Here is a 14,514-nt window from a genome sequence, read left to right as displayed (position 1 = left end):
TCTTGGCTTGGATGCCAGTCACCGGGTCCGATGGGGACGCCGGTGCTTCAAGCAGGACCAGCTATTCTGCTGCTTCGGCGATCGGGTTCACGATCGACACGAAACTACGGCCGTTGGCTTTGGTACGGAAAGATACAACACCGGCTTCAAGTGCGAAGAGGGTATGATCCTTGCCAACGCCAACATTGACGCCCGCATGCCATTTGGTGCCGCGTTGACGCACGAGGATGTTGCCAGCAAGCACGCGCTCGCCGCCAAACTTCTTCACGCCAAGGCGCTTTGATTCGGAATCACGACCGTTGCGCGACGAACCACCAGCTTTTTTGTGTGCCATGGGATTGCTCCTTTAAACCTGTTCTTACTCGCCCGAAGCGGGCTTTTCGGCCTTGGCAGCGGCCTTCTTCGGCGCAGCTTTGGCTTTCGGTGCGGCTTTAGTCTCGGTTGCTTCCGCAGCGGCAGCTTCCGCCTTCGGAGCAGGCTTCTTGTTGACCGGCTTTTCAGCGGCAGTCTTCGAAGGCTTGGCACCACCCGTCAGGATCTCGGCGATCCGGATCGTCGTCAGTTCCTGACGATGACCGCGTGTACGCTTGGAGTTCTGGCGGCGACGCTTCTTGAAAGCGATGACCTTGCGTGCCCGGCCCTGCTCGACGACTTCGGCTGTGACCAGCGCGCCGCCAACGGTCGGAGCACCGATCGTAGCGTCTGCACCGACGCCAACCATCAGAACTTCGGCAAATTCAACGATGTCGCCAGCATTGCCGGCAACTTTTTCGACCTTCAGGAGGTCATTGGCGGCAACGCGATACTGCTTACCACCGGTCTTGATGACTGCGAACATTTTATGCCCTTTCGGCGTTCGGTTCGGTTTTTTGCCGTTTGAAGGGCGCTAACCGTCTTTTTGTCAGTCGTGACATATTAATCGAAAGATGCCTGCAACCCCTAGGGATATAGGCACCCGGACTCAAAAACAAACGGCGCGGAGAATCCCCCACGCCAGTCGTCGGGCGCTTATAAGGTGAGGATTATGCGAGAGTCAAGAAATTTAACGCAAAATTGCTCTTGTATCCTTGCGCTTTGCCCGCTATCTAGCGCGTCGCACGCTCAAGCCAAGTCCTTCGGGACATCGCGGCACCGGCTGGGAGAACATCCCGGCTTTATCAGGTCTCTGTTCATGACGGGGGCTTTTACGCGGAGAGGTGGCTGAGTGGTTGAAAGCACCGCACTCGAAATGCGGCATGGGGGCAACTCCATCGGGGGTTCAAATCCCTCCCTCTCCGCCATTACTTTCCCGGAAACCGGTCTCCGACTTCAGTGCCATCGGTATCGCCGGACAATTCAACCGCCTTCACCATCTGTGCCGCATCAAATCCGAGAATGCCCGCAAGCTCGATCAGTTCCACCACATCCACCCGGCGCTGACCGCTTTCGAGCCTGGCGACAAAAGACTGATATTCACCCAGCGCATCGGCAAGCTGCGTCTGCGTGAAGCCAGCCGCTTCCCGCTTGGCGATCAGCAAAGCGATCAGCGCTTTGTGTTTTTCTGTTCCAAGCGTTTTTCCCATCAGCTTCCCTGTTTCCAATTCAACAGCACCGCATCCCGAATGCCTACCTCTCCCCGAGCGGCGTGACGCGCATTGAGCCATGGCCGCGCTGTTTGACCGCCGGCTGGCCGTAATACTCCACCTTGCCGCTGCCGTTCACGGAAATATCCAGCGTGTTCTTCGCCTGGACCAGGGCGCTGCCGCTGCCTGAAATATCCACCTTGGTTGCATCGGTGGCCAGATCGCCATTGTTATAGGCACCTGAACCATCCAGATCGAGATCCTGTATCTGCGCCTTGCCGCCAAGGCTGATCTGTCCCGAACCGGTGATTGCGGCATCGACATTGCCGGCCGCTATATTGTCGAGTTTCACGCTGCCCGAACCGGTCACCCGGGGCAGAATCTGATCGGCGCTCAGCGCGTCAAAATGGATATCGCCGGAGCCGGACAGATCGATCTTCACCATGCTGCCCTTGAAAGCGCCGGCGTGGATGCTGCCCGAACCGGACAATGTGACCCGGCTGAGGTCCTTGACCGTAATGTCGTAGGTAACCGTCTTCGACGGCACGATTTCGATCCTGCCGCGAATGCCAAGCACGAGATCGTCGCCTTTCACGCCGATATCAAGCAGAGGCAGGATATTGTCATCCGTCGTGACAATGAGCGCCTCGACATCCCCCTGCTTCACCTGGACATTGCCGATGCCTTGCAGGGTAATCCCATCGAATGTCTCGATATCGATGGTCTTGGCAACGACATGCCCCGAACCGGCGATCTGCTCCTTCTTGAGAATTTCGAATGAAACGAGCGCAATGAAAAACAAAACAATTAAAAACATGCCGGACATGCGAGCCATTATGAAGCCTCCATAGGCACGGCACCATACACTATGGGGATTACGCGAAGATGTCCGCAGCGCGTCAAGACCGTTTTGGCATGGGGGCGGTTAACCTGTCGCCCGGAACAGGCCGATGATGCGGCCCAGCAGAAACATTGCCGGGTAGAACAGAACCGAACTCACACCGGCGGCAAACACGAGCACCAGAACAAACTGTACCGGAGACAGCGCCCCGGATTGCTGCGGTTCCGGTTCACCCATGCGTCATCTCCCGGCTTTGCGCGCCTCGAATTCGACCCTGACTTTTTCCGCCAGCTTCAGCAATGTATCCTTGCATGACTTGCGGTCCATATCCGTTGGCTGTTTGGGCGATGCGATCAGCCCCTTCAGCCAGCCGCGAACGGTCCGGTCGGCCTCTTCAGGCGAACGGCCGAGCGCCTTGAGGATGGTCTCGCTGCTTTCGATGGCGGAGTAATGCGGCTCGCGGCCAAGCGCATTCTGGCATTGATAAGAGGTTGTCACGAGTTGCCTGACATCCGCCACAAGCCCGGTATCGCCGCCCCTGCCGCCGGATGGTGTTGTGCAGCCTGCAAGCGCCGCAATCACAAGTCCTGTACCGATCACACTCAACCGCATCATGTCCCCCCTACAGGGTTGCAACGCTATCCATCGAATGCCGGCGTGTCGAGCACTACCTTGGGCGCCTGGCCGGTGGCGGCCAAGGGGTCAGCGCCGCCCGCTATATTCCGGAACCTTGCTCTCCCCGCCGAACAATGTTTCCCGCGGATTGCTGTCGAAAGTGGAAATCGCCCGTTCGATGGTCTCGACCGAGCGGCGGCTGTCGGAAATGAATTTTTGCGCATTGCGCAATTTCTCACCGGTATAGGTTCCCAGCGTTTTCAGGATCGGCGCCAGCCGGGCCTGCAAGCTGTCGGCCGTATCGCGATAGGATTGCAGCTGTTCGCGGATATTGGCGACCGTGCTGCCCTTGTCGTCGGAGAGTTCCCTGTTCAGTTTCGTCAGCGCATCGTCAACCTTGACGGAGGCCTCGTTGATCCGCGACATGGTTTCGCGCGCATCCTTTATGACGGCTTGCACATCCTGCGCCCGCTGTCCGTAACGGTTGATCATATCGGTGCTGTCGGCAAGCTGCTGGGTGAACGCCTTGGCTTCGTGCGCCCGGTCGAGCGCCGGCCCTTTCATCTCGTCCAGATAATTTTCGGTGGCATCCATGGCGCGGTCCACGCGCTGCAATACATCCTGTACGGTCTGGACAAGGGTTTTCAGGGATGACGGGTCGATATCGATCCGCGCGACCGTATCTTCCTTTTCCGCTTCTTCGAGCAGCTTCGGTTCGTAGCTCTTGCCGCCCTTCAGCTCGATATAGGCCTGTCCGGTCAAAAGGACGAAAGCCAGTTCCGCCTGGGTCGAGCGCGTGATCGGCGTGGTTGCATCGATCTGCGTCTGGGCGATCACCACATCGGGATTGCTCGCATCGATGAAAAGCCGGGTGACCTCGCCAACCTTCAAGCCATTGAACAGGACCTGGCTTTTCACGGCCAGCCCCGTGACAGAACCGGGAATGCGGATCTCCAGCATTGCCGTGGGCCGCGTGTCGCCCAAGCGCTCGATCCAATAGACAAAGCCAAAGGCCAGCGCACTCACCAGCAGGGTGAAAATACTGACCACAAGATAATTGGCCTTGGTTTCCATTCACAATTCCATTCATTCAGGCCGACAGGTCTGCAACCTTATCGTGCAATATCCCTAACCCCGCACGTTACAGAACGCCACCATGTTCTTGCGGTTCCGGCACGGGCGTTACGGCATTGGGCCGCCGCCGTAACGCCGCCGCGTTACGTAACCCACGCCATCGTAACGATTGTTATCCACAGTCTGTGTGTTACGTGACCATAATGTTGCCCGTTGGGGCACACACCCCTATCAAGTTCATGCGAGTGATTCGCGTTCGTTACGGCACAGACATACCCATGGCACTATCCAACGCAGAGAGACAGAAACGGCACCGGGAACGGCAAAAGCAGAAGCTTGCCGCGGCCGCGCCGGGCCTTACAGCCCAATATGAGAACGTCGGTGCGGACCTGCGCGAAAAACTCTACAGGCTCATCGATGCGGAAAATCAGCGGCGCGATCGCATCCGCCCCACCGCCGAAGAGGCGTTGGAGCCAACCGATTTCAGCCGGGTTATTCTCGATATCGCCCTGGATGAAGACCATTCCGGCCTCGCCAGCAAGGCACGCATGATCCTGCTTGGCGCCCTGTGCATGGGCGAAAGCTCGGAGAAGGAAATCCGCGAGGCGCGCCTGGAGAAGGATGCGGCGCTGGCGCAGGAAACGGCGGATGACGACGGGCAGGACGGCGAACCGCAAGGGCGCATCAGCCCGCTCGAACATTACATCCGCGTGCCGAATTTCGGCTAGGCTCCGCGCCATCGCGGCAAACAGCCGGATCAGGCGTCGAACCGGTCGGAAACGAACTGCCAGTTAACCAGCTTGTCGAGAACCGCCGCCACATGTTCGGCGCGGCGGTTTTCATAGTCGAGATAATAGGCGTGCTCCCACACATCGATGCCAAGCACGGCCTTCCCGCCTTCGGCCAGCGGATCGCCAGCGTCTTTCATGCCCGTCACGGCAATCTTGTCACCATCCCTGACCAGCCAGACCCAGCCTGTCCCGAACACGTTGTCTGCTTCGGCAACAATCTTCTTCTTCAAGCCATCGATCCCGCCAAAACCGCTTTCTGCGGCGGCGGCGAAGGCACCCTTGGCTGGCGCGGAGCCGCTCTGGAATTGCTGCCAGTACAGATTGTGATTCCAGGCCTGCGCCGCATTGTTGAAGACCGGCGCATTGCCGTCCTTCTTCGCCCGCACCACCACCTCTTCAAGGGAAAGGTCGGCATAGGGCGTCTTTTCCACCAGGGTGTTCAGCTTCTTGAAATAACCCGCATGGTGCTTGCCATAATGCAGCCCGACGGTGCGCGCGGAGATGACAGGCGCCAGGGCGTCTTCGGCATAGGGCAGTTCCGGCAGCTTGAAAGGGGCGGCGGCATGCGCCTGAATGGCCGGGGCAAAGAGGGTTGCGGCTGCCACGGTGCCCGAAAGGACGAGCATATCGCGTCTGTTGAGATCCATCTTCTTCTCCTGAGGATTGTTGCGGGCAAATGACGGAATGCGCGCAAAACCTGTGATGCATTGCGCCTTTCCCACCATGAAAACGGCACTGCCCCGAGGGAGTTCCCGGATCATGGCAATTTTCCGCTCGTTTCGATCACGCTTTGGTGCAGGTGCACGTCAGCGGATCGCGTCAAAATCGGCCGGGCAGATAAGGATTTGAATTCTGGCCGGGGCTGCCCTAAGACTTGGAGGCAGGGAGTCCCTGTTTCACACCGAAGAAACGCCATGCCGGAAATCAGCGCCGCGCAGACGGTCAGCCACAATCATAGGTAGGAATTTTCATGAGCGATATTGCCGAAACCGCACCCATTGCCGTTGCACCCGACGTTAAAACCCGACTGAAATCCATCATCGGCGGATCGGCGGGCAATCTTGTCGAGTGGTATGACTGGTATGTCTATGCCGCTTTCACGCTTTACTTTGCGCCTGTCTTTTTCCCTTCCGGCAACCAGACCGCCGAGCTCCTGAGCGCCGCAGCCGTCTTCGCCGTCGGCTTCCTGATGCGTCCGATCGGGGCCTGGGTCATGGGCATCTATGCCGATCGCAAGGGCCGCAAGGCGGGCCTTACCCTGTCCGTAACACTGATGTGCCTTGGCTCCCTGCTGATCGCCATCACACCGGGTTACGCGACAATCGGCCTGCTGGCACCAACGCTTCTGGTCATCGCACGCCTGCTGCAAGGCCTGAGCGTCGGTGGCGAATACGGTGCCAGCGCAACCTATCTCAGCGAGATGGCCGGCAAGAACCGCCGCGGTTTCTATTCGAGCTTCCAGTACGTGACGCTGATTTCCGGACAGCTCGTTGCCCTTGTGGTCCTGCTTATCCTGCAGCGCATTCTCACGCCCGAGCAGCTCGGCGCATGGGGCTGGCGCATTCCTTTCGCCATTGGCGGTTTCCTGGCCATCGCGGTTTTCTACATTCGCCGCGGCCTTGCCGAAACCCAGTCCTTTCACAATGCCAAGAATGATGACAAGCCGAAATCCAGCGGCTTTGCCCTGTTCCGGCACTATCCGAAAGAAGCCTTCACCGTTCTGGCGCTGACATCCGGCGGTACGCTCGCCTTCTATGCCTACACCACATACCTGCAGAAATTCCTCGTCAACACCTCCGGCTTCAGCAAGGAATCGTCGAGCGAAATCACCGCACTCGCCCTGCTGATCTTCATGCTGTGCCAGCCCATTGCCGGGGCTCTCTCGGACAGGATCGGCCGCAAGCCGCTGATGGTCGGCTTCGGCATTCTTGGCGTCCTCTTCACATACCTCATCTTCTCCACGCTGGCCGTCACCACCAGCCCCTACGTCGCCTTTGCTCTGTCGCTGGCCGGTCTCCTGATCGTCACCGGCTACACCTCCATCAACGCCGTGGTGAAGGCCGAGCTTTTCCCCGCGCATATCCGGGCGCTCGGTGTTGCCCTGCCCTATGCGCTTGCCAACACGATCTTCGGTGGCACTGCCGAATGGGTGGCGTTGAAGTTCAAGCAGATGGGCCACGAAACCTGGTTCTTCTGGTATGTCACCATCATGATCGGCCTGTCCCTGATCGTCTACATCAAGATGCGTGACAGCCGTGACCACAGCCTGATCCACGAGGATTGATCCGGCAGGCGGGGAAGCAGACTGTTGCGCGACCCCGCCTTATCTCCCGTTCTCCATTCCGTTGTCACTCTGGAACCGCCATGACCACATCCGCAAAGACCAATATCGTTGATCCCGTCAAGCTTGACCGCCTGGCCGAAGTTGCCGTCAAAATCGGCCTGCAGCTGCAAGCGGGGCAGGACCTCCTGATAACAGCACCGCTGGCCGCACTGCCGCTGGTACGCCGCATCACCGAACACGCCTACAAGGCGGGTGCCGGTCTGGTGACGTCCTTCTATGCGGACGAAGAAGCCACGCTGGCGCGCTACCGTCATGCGCCGCTGGAGAGTTTCGACCATGCCGCCACATGGCTCTTCGAGGGAATGGCCAAGGCTTTTTCATCCAACACCGCGCGGCTTGCCATTGCCGGTGACAATCCGATGCTGCTTTCGGCGGAAGACCCGGAAAAGGTGGCCCGCGCCAACCGGGCAACCTCCAAGGCCTATCAGCCGGCACTGGAGAAAATTGCCGGTTTCGACGTCAACTGGAACATCGTTTCGTATCCGAATCCATCCTGGGCGAAGCAGGTTTTCCCGGATCTTTCCGAAGACGCAGCGGTTGCCAAATTGGCCGACGCCATCTTTGCCGCGTCGCGCGTGGACATTGACGATCCCGTCACCGCATGGCGGGAGCACAATGCCGTGCTTGCCAAACGCCGCGAATGGCTGAATGGCCTCAACTTCGCCTCCCTGCACTTCAAGGGCCCCGGCACCGATCTGGTTGTCGGTCTTGCCGACGAGCACCGGTGGCAGGGCGGCGCCTCGACCGCCAAGAACGGCATCACCTGCAACCCGAACATTCCGACGGAAGAGGTTTTCACCACGCCGCACGCCCTGCGTGTGGGCGGCCATGTCTCCAGCACAAAGCCTCTGTCCCATCAGGGCACGCTGATCGAGGATATCTCGGTGCGTTTCGAAGGCGGCAGGATCGTCGAGGCCAAGGCTTCGCGCGGCGAAGAGGTGTTCAACAAGGTGCTGAACACCGATGACGGGGCACGGCGTCTGGGCGAAGTGGCGCTGGTGCCGCATTCCTCGCCAATCTCGGCATCGGGCCTTCTCTTCTTCAACACCCTGTTTGATGAAAATGCCGCGAGCCATATCGCGCTCGGCCAGTGCTATTCCAAATGCTTCGTCAACGGCGACAAGCTGTCGGCCGAGGAGGTTGCGGCACGCGGCGGCAACAAGAGCCTCATTCACATCGACTGGATGATCGGATCGGGCGAGATCGATGTGGATGGCGTCCATGCAGACGGCAGCACAGTTCCCGTCATGCGCCGGGGAGAATGGGCCTGAGACAGCTGAAACGCATGCGTTGATGGTTACAAAATGAGCCAGTAGAACGCCTCCCGGGGTCAATCATGCCAATGGGAGGAAAATTCATGGCTCAGGACGGATTCGCAAAACGCGCGCGGCTGCTTTTCGCCAGCGCGGTGGGCACCATCATCGAGTGGTACGACTTCTTTGTTTTCGCCACCTGCGCGGTGCTGGTTTTCGACAAGGCGTTTTTCCCGACCGCGGATCCGGCAATCGGCATTCTGCTGGGCCTGAGCACCTTTGCCATCGGTTTTATTGCCCGCCCGCTTGGCGGCATCATTTTCGGCGTGCTGGGTGACCGCATCGGCCGCAAGAATGCGCTTGTGGTCAGCCTCGCCATGATGGGCGGATCGACCTTTGCCATGGGCCTGTTGCCGACCTATGCCTCGGTTGGCGTTCTGGCACCCGCCTTGCTGGTGCTGCTGCGCATTTTCCAGGGGATTGCCGTCGGCGGCGAAGCCACGGGAGCACTGCTCATCGTCGCCGAGTCCATGCCGGGCAAGCAGCGCGGCTTCTGGACCAGTTTCCCGATGATCGGCGGCCCTGCGGCCAACGTGCTCGCCGCAGCCACGATCAGCTTCCTGACCCTGCGCTTCGGCGAGCAGGCGTTTGTCGACTGGGCATGGCGCCTGCCGTTCCTGTTCTCGATCGTTCTGGTTGTCCTTGGCTTCTGGATGCGCCGCAAAGTGGAGGAATCCCCAGCCTTCATCGAGCTGGTCGAAAAGCGCAAAGCCGTGCCAGCCGCGCCCCTGTCGGAAGCCTTCAAACATTTCAGCAAGCCGATGGGTCAGGTGTTTCTGGTCAAAACAGCCGAAAACACCCTGTTCTATCTGTTCACGACCTTCTTTCTCGTTCTCACCGTCCAGTTCCTCGGGCTGGCGCGGTCCGTCGGCGTGGGCGCTCTGTTCTGGGGCTCGATCCTTGAAGTCATCGTCATCATGGCCGCAGCCTATGCCTCGGATCGGTTTGGCCGCAAGCCATTGATGCTGCTGGGACTGGTTGGCGGCCTTGGCGCAGGTGCCTATCTGTTCAGCCTGCCGCACGGCGCCGATCCGCGTCTGGTCCTGCAGGCAACCCTGCTCACCCTGACATTCCACGGCATTATCGTCGGCAGCATGGCGCCGTTCTTTACGGAGCTGTTTCCGACCCATGTGCGCTATTCCGCCATGTCCATCAGCTATCAGGTCGCCTCGGTGGTCGGTGGCTCTGTTGCGCCGCTGATTGCGACGCTGCTCCTCAACGCAACCGGCACGCCGCATGCGGTCATCATCTACGCGGCAGTCATGGTCATTCCGGGCATTATCTGCGTTCTTCTGTCGAAGGAGACGCGCGGAGCGGATCTCACGGCCATCTGAGCAAGGACCGCCGCCGGAATGCCGGTGGCGGCCGCCTATCTGCTTGAAATAACCGAGGTCCTGGGCCGCCAGACGAGCAGCCTGTTTTCGACCAGCGTCACCAGCCAGTCCACGAGAATGACAAAGCCCATCAGCACGAACATCCCCGCAAAAACGCCGGTGACATCGAACACGCTTTCGGCCTCGTGGATGAGGTAGCCGAGCCCGGCGGCCGAGCCCAGATATTCGCCCACCACCGCACCGACCACGGCAAAACCCACCGATGTGTGCAGCGACGAGAACATCCATGAGAGGGCCGACGGCATGTAGACGTGCCGCAAGAGCTGCCGCTCGTTCATGCCGAGCATGCGGGCGTTGGAAAGAACAGCGGGACTGACTTCCTTGACGCCCTGATAGACATTGAAGAAGACGATGAAGAACACCAGCGTCACGCCCAGCGCCACCTTGGACCAGATGCCAAGCCCCAGCCACAGCGCAAAGATCGGCGCGAGCACGACGCGCGGCAGGGCATTGGCCGCCTTGACATAGGGATCGAACACCGCGGCGAGCAAGGGCTTGCGGGCAAACCAGAACCCGATGATCACGCCGCCGAGCGAACCGATGACGAAGGCAAGCGCCGCCTCGGTCAGCGTGATGCCGAGGTGGTACCAGATCGATCCTTCCATGAACCACTGGACCATGCGCTTGCCGACTGCGAGAGGTTCGGCAAAGAAAAAGCTGATGGTTTTCGGATTGCCGATCAGCGTTGTCGTCGAGGCGATGTGCCAGAAGACCAGAGTGACAACCGCCACGAGAATCTGAAGGCTGATGAGCGTCAGTCGGTTCATGGCCGGACCTCTTCGGACTGCCGGTAACCCTTCAGGACTTCCTCTTTCAGGGCATTCCAGATTTCCCGGTGCGCGTCATGGAACTGCGGTTCAGACTTGATGTCGGCCATGTTGCGCGGCCGCGCCAGCGGGATCGTGTAATTGCCGATGATACGGGATGACGGCCCCGCCGACATGATGATCACCCGGTCGGCAAGACCGATGGCCTCATCAAGGTCGTGGGTGACGAACATCACCGCCTTGCGGTCCGCCGACCACAGATCGAGCAGGAGATCGCCCATGATCAGCCGTGTCTGGGCATCGAGCGGCCCGAATGGCTCATCCATGAGCAATATTTTGGGATGACGGATCAGCACCTGCGCCAGTCCGACGCGCTTGCGCTGGCCGCCCGACAGCATGTGCGGATAGCGGTCGGCGAAGGCCGCGAGGCCCACTTTACCGAGCCAGACACGCGCCTGCTCCAGGGCGTCGCGGCGCGGCGTGCCCGCCACCTCCAGCCCGATGGCCACATTGTCGATCGCGGTCTTCCAGGGCATGAGCGAATCCTGCTGGAAGAGATAGCCCGCATGCTTGTTCAAGCCAGACAACGGCTTGGCAAACGTGCGGACCTGTCCCTGCGCCGGCTTGAGAAGACCCGCCGTCGCATTGAGCAGTGTCGATTTCCCGCAGCCGGTGGGGCCGACAATCGCCACGAACTCCCGGTCGCTGACCACGAGATTCGTTTCGCCGACCGCCTCATAGGTGCCGCCGCCCTGCAGGGGGAACGCAATATGGATGCCGCTCAGCTCAACGGCGTTGACATCCTCGGCCTCGTTCAGGTCCCGTGTGGTCTTCCGTGCAATGATCATTGGCCCTTATGCCTCACCCCTTGATGAAACGGTCATCATAGGTCGCGGCAAGGTCAATCGTCGCATTGGCGAATTCGGGATCGAGGATTTTCAGCGTGTTGAGAACGGACTGCATGCCTTCCATGGGCAGGACACCGTCCAGCGAATAGGTCGGCAGCGAATTGGCAATGGCCTTGATGTACAGCGGCTTGTCACCTAGCTGATACTCGGCGGGAACACTGTCGGCGATCTCTTCCGGCGTGGCACTGTGCAGCCATTTCAGTGTTTTGACGAAAACACCCACCAGCGCCTTTGAGGTGTTGGGGTTCGCGTCGGCGAAATCCTTCTTCACATAGAGCACCGCCGCCGGATTGGAGCCGCCGAACAGGGCGCGCGTACCTTCCTCGGTGCGCGTATCGATGAGGATTTTGATATCGCCATCGGCCTCGAGCTTGGCAATGACGGGATCAAGATGCGCAATCACATCCACCTGGCCCTGCTTGATCGCAGCGACAGCGCTGGCACCGCCGCCAATGCCGATCAGCGGCGCATCGCTGGCCTTGAGACCCGCCTTTACCATGGCGTATTGGATCGTCAGGGCCGTCGATGAACCGGGAGCCGTGACGCCAAGTTTCAGGCCGGTGAAATCGGCGGGAGATTTGACCTTGTCGGCCAGTTCCTTGCGCACGGCAATGACGATGGCCGGGAAACGCCCGAGTTCGCACAGCGCACGCACATCCTGCCCCTTCGCCTGCATGCGGATCGTGTGCTCGTAAGCACCGGTCACCACATCGACGGAGCCGCCCACCAGCGCCTGCAGGGATTTTGCCCCGCCGCCGAAATCGTTGATCGTCACATCCAGACCGGCATCCTTGAAAAAGCCGCGGCGCTCGGCAATGGTCAGCGGGAGATAATAGAGGAGCGGTTTTCCGCCGACACCCAGCGTCAGGCTGGTCTTTTCCAGCGCTCCGCCTGTCTGTGCCATCAGTCCCGTGTTCGATGCCGCCAGCACCGACAGGGCGGCTGCGCCCACCAGAAATTCACGCCGTTCCATTGTCATCCTCCCGGCATCACCTCCCGTTCAGCAAGACATAGAAACGCCCTGGTGAGCCGCGTGATGTTCACTGTTTTCACATGTTTTCAAAACGCTACCACCCGGATTCCGGAAGCGCAAGGCAAGGAAATGGACGAAACATGCAACAAAAACGCGCCGGATACGAGATCCGGCGCGTTGTTTTAACGGTTAGCCGACGAGCGGAACGATCAGGCGACGAGGCGTCCCGCTGTTTCGCTCTGGGCATAGGCCTTGCCGAAACGGTTGGCGAGGAAGGCATCAAGCGCGATATCCTCCTGCTTGAGGAAGCCCTGCTGCGGCAGGTCGCCATTGGCCAGCATGTCGAGAACGGCGCAGATGGCCGATGCCGTGGTGATCTGGATACCGCTGTACAGCACGTCGCCGATATGGCCGCTATAGACCTTGTTGGCATAGGTTTCCTGCAAGAGGCGACCCTTCTTGCGGCCGCTGACCGTGACGAAAATCACCACGACGTCCTGCATGGTCGAAGGCAGGGCGTTTTCCAGGATGTCCTTGAACACATCGCGGCGGTCCCGCAGGCCAAGATCGTTGAGCAGGGCCTTCATGATGGCGGCATGGCCGGGATAGCGGATCGTGCGGTAGTTCAGGGTGCGGACCTTGCCGAGCAGCGTTTCGCACAGGGTGCCGAGACCGCCCGAGGTGTTGAAAGCTTCGTAGGTTACGCCGTCGAGCGAGAATTCCTCGCGCTCTTCCAGCGGCGGCACTTCCGTCAGTTCGCCGTCGACGATGGCTTCGCAAGGCTCGCAATATTCGTTGATGACACCGTCCGTGCTCCAGGTCAGGTTGTAGTTGAGCGCATTGGACGGGTACTGCGGCAGCGCACCGACGCGCATGCGCACGCTTTCCAGCGTATCGAAGCGCTTGGCCAGATCATTGGCGACAATCGAGATGAAGCCCGGAGCCAGACCGCACTGGGGAATGAAGGCCGTCTTTGCCGTGGCCGCAAGCTGCTTGACGATACGGGTGCTGGCAACATCTTCGGTCAGGTCGAGATAATGCACGCCCGACGACGCAGCGGCTTGTGCAATGCGCGTTGTCAGGTGGAAGGGAGCGGCGCTAAGCACGGCGAATTTACCGGCGAGAACCTTTTCAAGCGCGCCTTCTTCAGCAATCTCGATGCAGCGGGTAACGACGAGCGGGGAAACATCCAGGGCATCAAGCTGTGCCTGGGCGCGGTCGACGACCGTTACGCGGTAATCTCCGGTGTTTGCGAGCAGGTTGGCGATTGTTCCGCCGATTTTGCCTGCACCGACGATGACGATCTCTTTCATGTGATTCCCCTTGGATATAAAAAAGTTATAAAGATTTTCGCAGGCTTGCTCGTCGAAATGAAGCGTGTAAACTGACGATATTACGACCATTTTTTTACAATATGCCGTATGAGTTTGACATTATGCTGACAGATGCCGACCACGCCCTGCTTTCCCTGCTGCGCGAGAACGCCCGCGCCTCGACCGCCGACCTCGCCCGCAAGCTCGGCGTGTCGCGCACCACCGTGCAAAGCCGTATCGAGCGGCTGGAAAAGCGCGGCATGATTCGCGGCTACAGCGTGCTGCTTTCCCCCGAATATGAGCGGGATCTGGTCAAGGCGCATGTGCTGGTCACGGCCCTGCCGAAATTTGCCAAGCGGGTCGAAGCGGCATTGCGCGAAATCGCCTGGGTGCGGACCCTGCATTCTGTCAGCGGGCAATACGACATGATCGTCATCCTGGAAGCGCCGTCCATCAACGAACTCGACACATTGCTGGACCGGATCGGTGCCCTGGAAGGCGTGGAGCGCACCATTTCGTCCATCATCCTCTCCACGCGCATCGACCGCTGACCCCCAGTACACGCCCCCCTTCGGACTCCGCTTGACTCTTTGGCCGAATGGATTCCATAATAGAACAT

At 59.7% G+C, this 14,514-nt stretch carries 17 protein-coding genes and 1 tRNA gene; 6 read left to right on the top strand and 12 right to left on the bottom strand.

Features of this window, described 5'->3' with window-relative positions:
- Positions 1–61 precede the first annotated feature (61 nt).
- Both rpmA and rplU read right to left on the bottom strand, forming a co-directional pair.
- Positions 62–334 (bottom strand): 50S ribosomal protein L27, encoded by a 273-nt coding sequence (rpmA, locus tag ACTJJ7_RS07910; RefSeq protein ID WP_105734342.1) that lies wholly within the window; start codon positions 332–334, stop codon positions 62–64.
- 24 nt (positions 335–358) lie between these two features.
- Positions 359–838 carry a 50S ribosomal protein L21 gene (gene rplU, locus ACTJJ7_RS07905; RefSeq protein WP_105734341.1) on the bottom strand — a complete coding sequence of 160 codons (480 nt, stop codon included), beginning with the start codon at positions 836–838 and terminating at the stop codon, positions 359–361.
- Between the two features lie 352 nt (positions 839–1,190).
- Here rplU and ACTJJ7_RS07900 point away from each other — a divergent pair.
- A tRNA-Ser gene (locus ACTJJ7_RS07900) sits at positions 1,191–1,280 on the top strand.
- Here ACTJJ7_RS07900 and ACTJJ7_RS07895 read toward each other — a convergent pair.
- The 5 genes from ACTJJ7_RS07895 to ACTJJ7_RS07875 form a co-directional block, all read right to left on the bottom strand.
- Positions 1,281–1,562, bottom strand: coding sequence for a helix-turn-helix domain-containing protein (locus ACTJJ7_RS07895; RefSeq protein ID WP_440966442.1), 282 nt, complete (start codon positions 1,560–1,562; stop codon positions 1,281–1,283).
- Positions 1,563–1,605: 43 nt separating this feature from the next.
- A complete protein-coding gene (locus ACTJJ7_RS07890) occupies positions 1,606–2,397 on the bottom strand; it encodes a head GIN domain-containing protein (protein WP_105734340.1) in 792 nt (263 codons plus the stop codon).
- Between the two features lie 90 nt (positions 2,398–2,487).
- Positions 2,488–2,640, bottom strand: a complete 153-nt coding sequence (locus ACTJJ7_RS07885) for a hypothetical protein (protein ID WP_440966439.1) — start codon at positions 2,638–2,640, stop codon at positions 2,488–2,490.
- 3 nt (positions 2,641–2,643) lie between these two features.
- Complete coding sequence (locus tag ACTJJ7_RS07880; RefSeq protein WP_165401876.1) at positions 2,644–3,015, bottom strand: hypothetical protein; 372 nt, start codon at positions 3,013–3,015, stop codon at positions 2,644–2,646.
- Positions 3,016–3,105: 90 nt separating this feature from the next.
- On the bottom strand, positions 3,106–4,092 hold the full coding sequence (locus tag ACTJJ7_RS07875) for an MlaD family protein (RefSeq protein ID WP_105734338.1): 987 nt from the start codon (positions 4,090–4,092) through the stop codon (positions 3,106–3,108).
- 278 nt (positions 4,093–4,370) lie between these two features.
- On the opposite strand from ACTJJ7_RS07875, the gene ACTJJ7_RS07870 reads away from it, so the two are divergent.
- Positions 4,371–4,820, top strand: a complete 450-nt coding sequence (locus ACTJJ7_RS07870; protein WP_440966437.1) for a hypothetical protein — start codon at positions 4,371–4,373, stop codon at positions 4,818–4,820.
- 29 nt (positions 4,821–4,849) lie between these two features.
- On the opposite strand, the gene ACTJJ7_RS07865 is transcribed toward ACTJJ7_RS07870, so the two are convergent.
- Entirely contained in the window at positions 4,850–5,530 is a 681-nt protein-coding gene (locus ACTJJ7_RS07865) for a superoxide dismutase (RefSeq protein WP_440966435.1), read from the bottom strand.
- Positions 5,531–5,853: 323 nt separating this feature from the next.
- Here ACTJJ7_RS07865 and ACTJJ7_RS07860 point away from each other — a divergent pair, with 323 nt between their 5' ends.
- From ACTJJ7_RS07860 to ACTJJ7_RS07850, 3 genes are all read left to right on the top strand, one after another.
- A complete protein-coding gene (locus ACTJJ7_RS07860) occupies positions 5,854–7,167 on the top strand; it encodes an MFS transporter (protein ID WP_105734336.1) in 1,314 nt (437 codons plus the stop codon).
- Between the two features lie 80 nt (positions 7,168–7,247).
- On the top strand, positions 7,248–8,498 hold the full coding sequence (locus ACTJJ7_RS07855; protein WP_440966433.1) for an aminopeptidase: 1,251 nt from the start codon (positions 7,248–7,250) through the stop codon (positions 8,496–8,498).
- Positions 8,499–8,584: 86 nt separating this feature from the next.
- Positions 8,585–9,874: an MFS transporter gene (locus ACTJJ7_RS07850; protein ID WP_105734334.1), complete on the top strand. Its 1,290-nt coding sequence runs from the start codon at positions 8,585–8,587 to the stop codon at positions 9,872–9,874.
- Between the two features lie 35 nt (positions 9,875–9,909).
- On the opposite strand, the gene ACTJJ7_RS07845 is transcribed toward ACTJJ7_RS07850, so the two are convergent.
- The 4 genes from ACTJJ7_RS07845 to ACTJJ7_RS07830 all read right to left on the bottom strand — a co-directional run bounded on the left by ACTJJ7_RS07845 (position 9,910) and on the right by ACTJJ7_RS07830 (position 13,895).
- Positions 9,910–10,701: an ABC transporter permease gene (locus ACTJJ7_RS07845; RefSeq protein WP_440966432.1), complete on the bottom strand. Its 792-nt coding sequence runs from the start codon at positions 10,699–10,701 to the stop codon at positions 9,910–9,912.
- Positions 10,698–11,549: an ABC transporter ATP-binding protein gene (locus ACTJJ7_RS07840; protein ID WP_440966431.1), complete on the bottom strand. Its 852-nt coding sequence runs from the start codon at positions 11,547–11,549 to the stop codon at positions 10,698–10,700. Before ACTJJ7_RS07840 ends, ACTJJ7_RS07845 begins: the two co-directional genes overlap by 4 nt.
- 13 nt (positions 11,550–11,562) lie before the next feature.
- Positions 11,563–12,582, bottom strand: coding sequence for an ABC transporter substrate-binding protein (locus ACTJJ7_RS07835; protein WP_105734331.1), 1,020 nt, complete (start codon positions 12,580–12,582; stop codon positions 11,563–11,565).
- Between the two features lie 209 nt (positions 12,583–12,791).
- Positions 12,792–13,895 (bottom strand): saccharopine dehydrogenase family protein, encoded by a 1,104-nt coding sequence (locus ACTJJ7_RS07830; RefSeq protein WP_105734330.1) that lies wholly within the window; start codon positions 13,893–13,895, stop codon positions 12,792–12,794.
- Between the two features lie 122 nt (positions 13,896–14,017).
- On the opposite strand from ACTJJ7_RS07830, the gene ACTJJ7_RS07825 reads away from it, so the two are divergent.
- On the top strand, positions 14,018–14,446 hold the full coding sequence (locus ACTJJ7_RS07825; protein WP_105734329.1) for an Lrp/AsnC family transcriptional regulator: 429 nt from the start codon (positions 14,018–14,020) through the stop codon (positions 14,444–14,446).
- Positions 14,447–14,514 lie beyond the last annotated feature (68 nt).

It is taken from the genome of Phyllobacterium sp. 22229 (genome assembly GCF_052056495.1).
GTDB lineage: Bacteria > Pseudomonadota > Alphaproteobacteria > Rhizobiales > Rhizobiaceae > Phyllobacterium > Phyllobacterium myrsinacearum.
Note: the sequence above shows the minus strand (reverse complement) of the source record. Positions and strands in the feature narration are given on the sequence as shown.

Bases quoted from the DNA above. Each gene is read 5' to 3' on its own strand.
- ACTJJ7_RS07825 (WP_105734329.1), top strand. From the start codon at position 14,018: ATGCTGACAGATGCCGACCACGCCCTGCTTTCCCTGCTGCGCGAGAAC.
- ACTJJ7_RS07840 (WP_440966431.1), bottom strand. From the start codon at position 11,549: ATGATCATTGCACGGAAGACCACACGGGACCTGAACGAGGCCGAGGAT.
- ACTJJ7_RS07845 (WP_440966432.1), bottom strand. From the start codon at position 10,701: ATGAACCGACTGACGCTCATCAGCCTTCAGATTCTCGTGGCGGTTGTC.
- ACTJJ7_RS07850 (WP_105734334.1), top strand. From the start codon at position 8,585: ATGGCTCAGGACGGATTCGCAAAACGCGCGCGGCTGCTTTTCGCCAGC.
- rplU (WP_105734341.1), bottom strand. From the start codon at position 838: ATGTTCGCAGTCATCAAGACCGGTGGTAAGCAGTATCGCGTTGCCGCC.
- ACTJJ7_RS07835 (WP_105734331.1), bottom strand. From the start codon at position 12,582: ATGGAACGGCGTGAATTTCTGGTGGGCGCAGCCGCCCTGTCGGTGCTG.
- ACTJJ7_RS07860 (WP_105734336.1), top strand. From the start codon at position 5,854: ATGAGCGATATTGCCGAAACCGCACCCATTGCCGTTGCACCCGACGTT.
- ACTJJ7_RS07855 (WP_440966433.1), top strand. From the start codon at position 7,248: ATGACCACATCCGCAAAGACCAATATCGTTGATCCCGTCAAGCTTGAC.
- ACTJJ7_RS07880 (WP_165401876.1), bottom strand. From the start codon at position 3,015: ATGCGGTTGAGTGTGATCGGTACAGGACTTGTGATTGCGGCGCTTGCA.
- ACTJJ7_RS07870 (WP_440966437.1), top strand. From the start codon at position 4,371: ATGGCACTATCCAACGCAGAGAGACAGAAACGGCACCGGGAACGGCAA.
- ACTJJ7_RS07895 (WP_440966442.1), bottom strand. From the start codon at position 1,562: ATGGGAAAAACGCTTGGAACAGAAAAACACAAAGCGCTGATCGCTTTG.
- ACTJJ7_RS07830 (WP_105734330.1), bottom strand. From the start codon at position 13,895: ATGAAAGAGATCGTCATCGTCGGTGCAGGCAAAATCGGCGGAACAATC.
- ACTJJ7_RS07865 (WP_440966435.1), bottom strand. From the start codon at position 5,530: ATGGATCTCAACAGACGCGATATGCTCGTCCTTTCGGGCACCGTGGCA.
- ACTJJ7_RS07875 (WP_105734338.1), bottom strand. From the start codon at position 4,092: ATGGAAACCAAGGCCAATTATCTTGTGGTCAGTATTTTCACCCTGCTG.
- ACTJJ7_RS07885 (WP_440966439.1), bottom strand. From the start codon at position 2,640: ATGGGTGAACCGGAACCGCAGCAATCCGGGGCGCTGTCTCCGGTACAG.
- rpmA (WP_105734342.1), bottom strand. From the start codon at position 334: ATGGCACACAAAAAAGCTGGTGGTTCGTCGCGCAACGGTCGTGATTCC.
- ACTJJ7_RS07890 (WP_105734340.1), bottom strand. From the start codon at position 2,397: ATGGCTCGCATGTCCGGCATGTTTTTAATTGTTTTGTTTTTCATTGCG.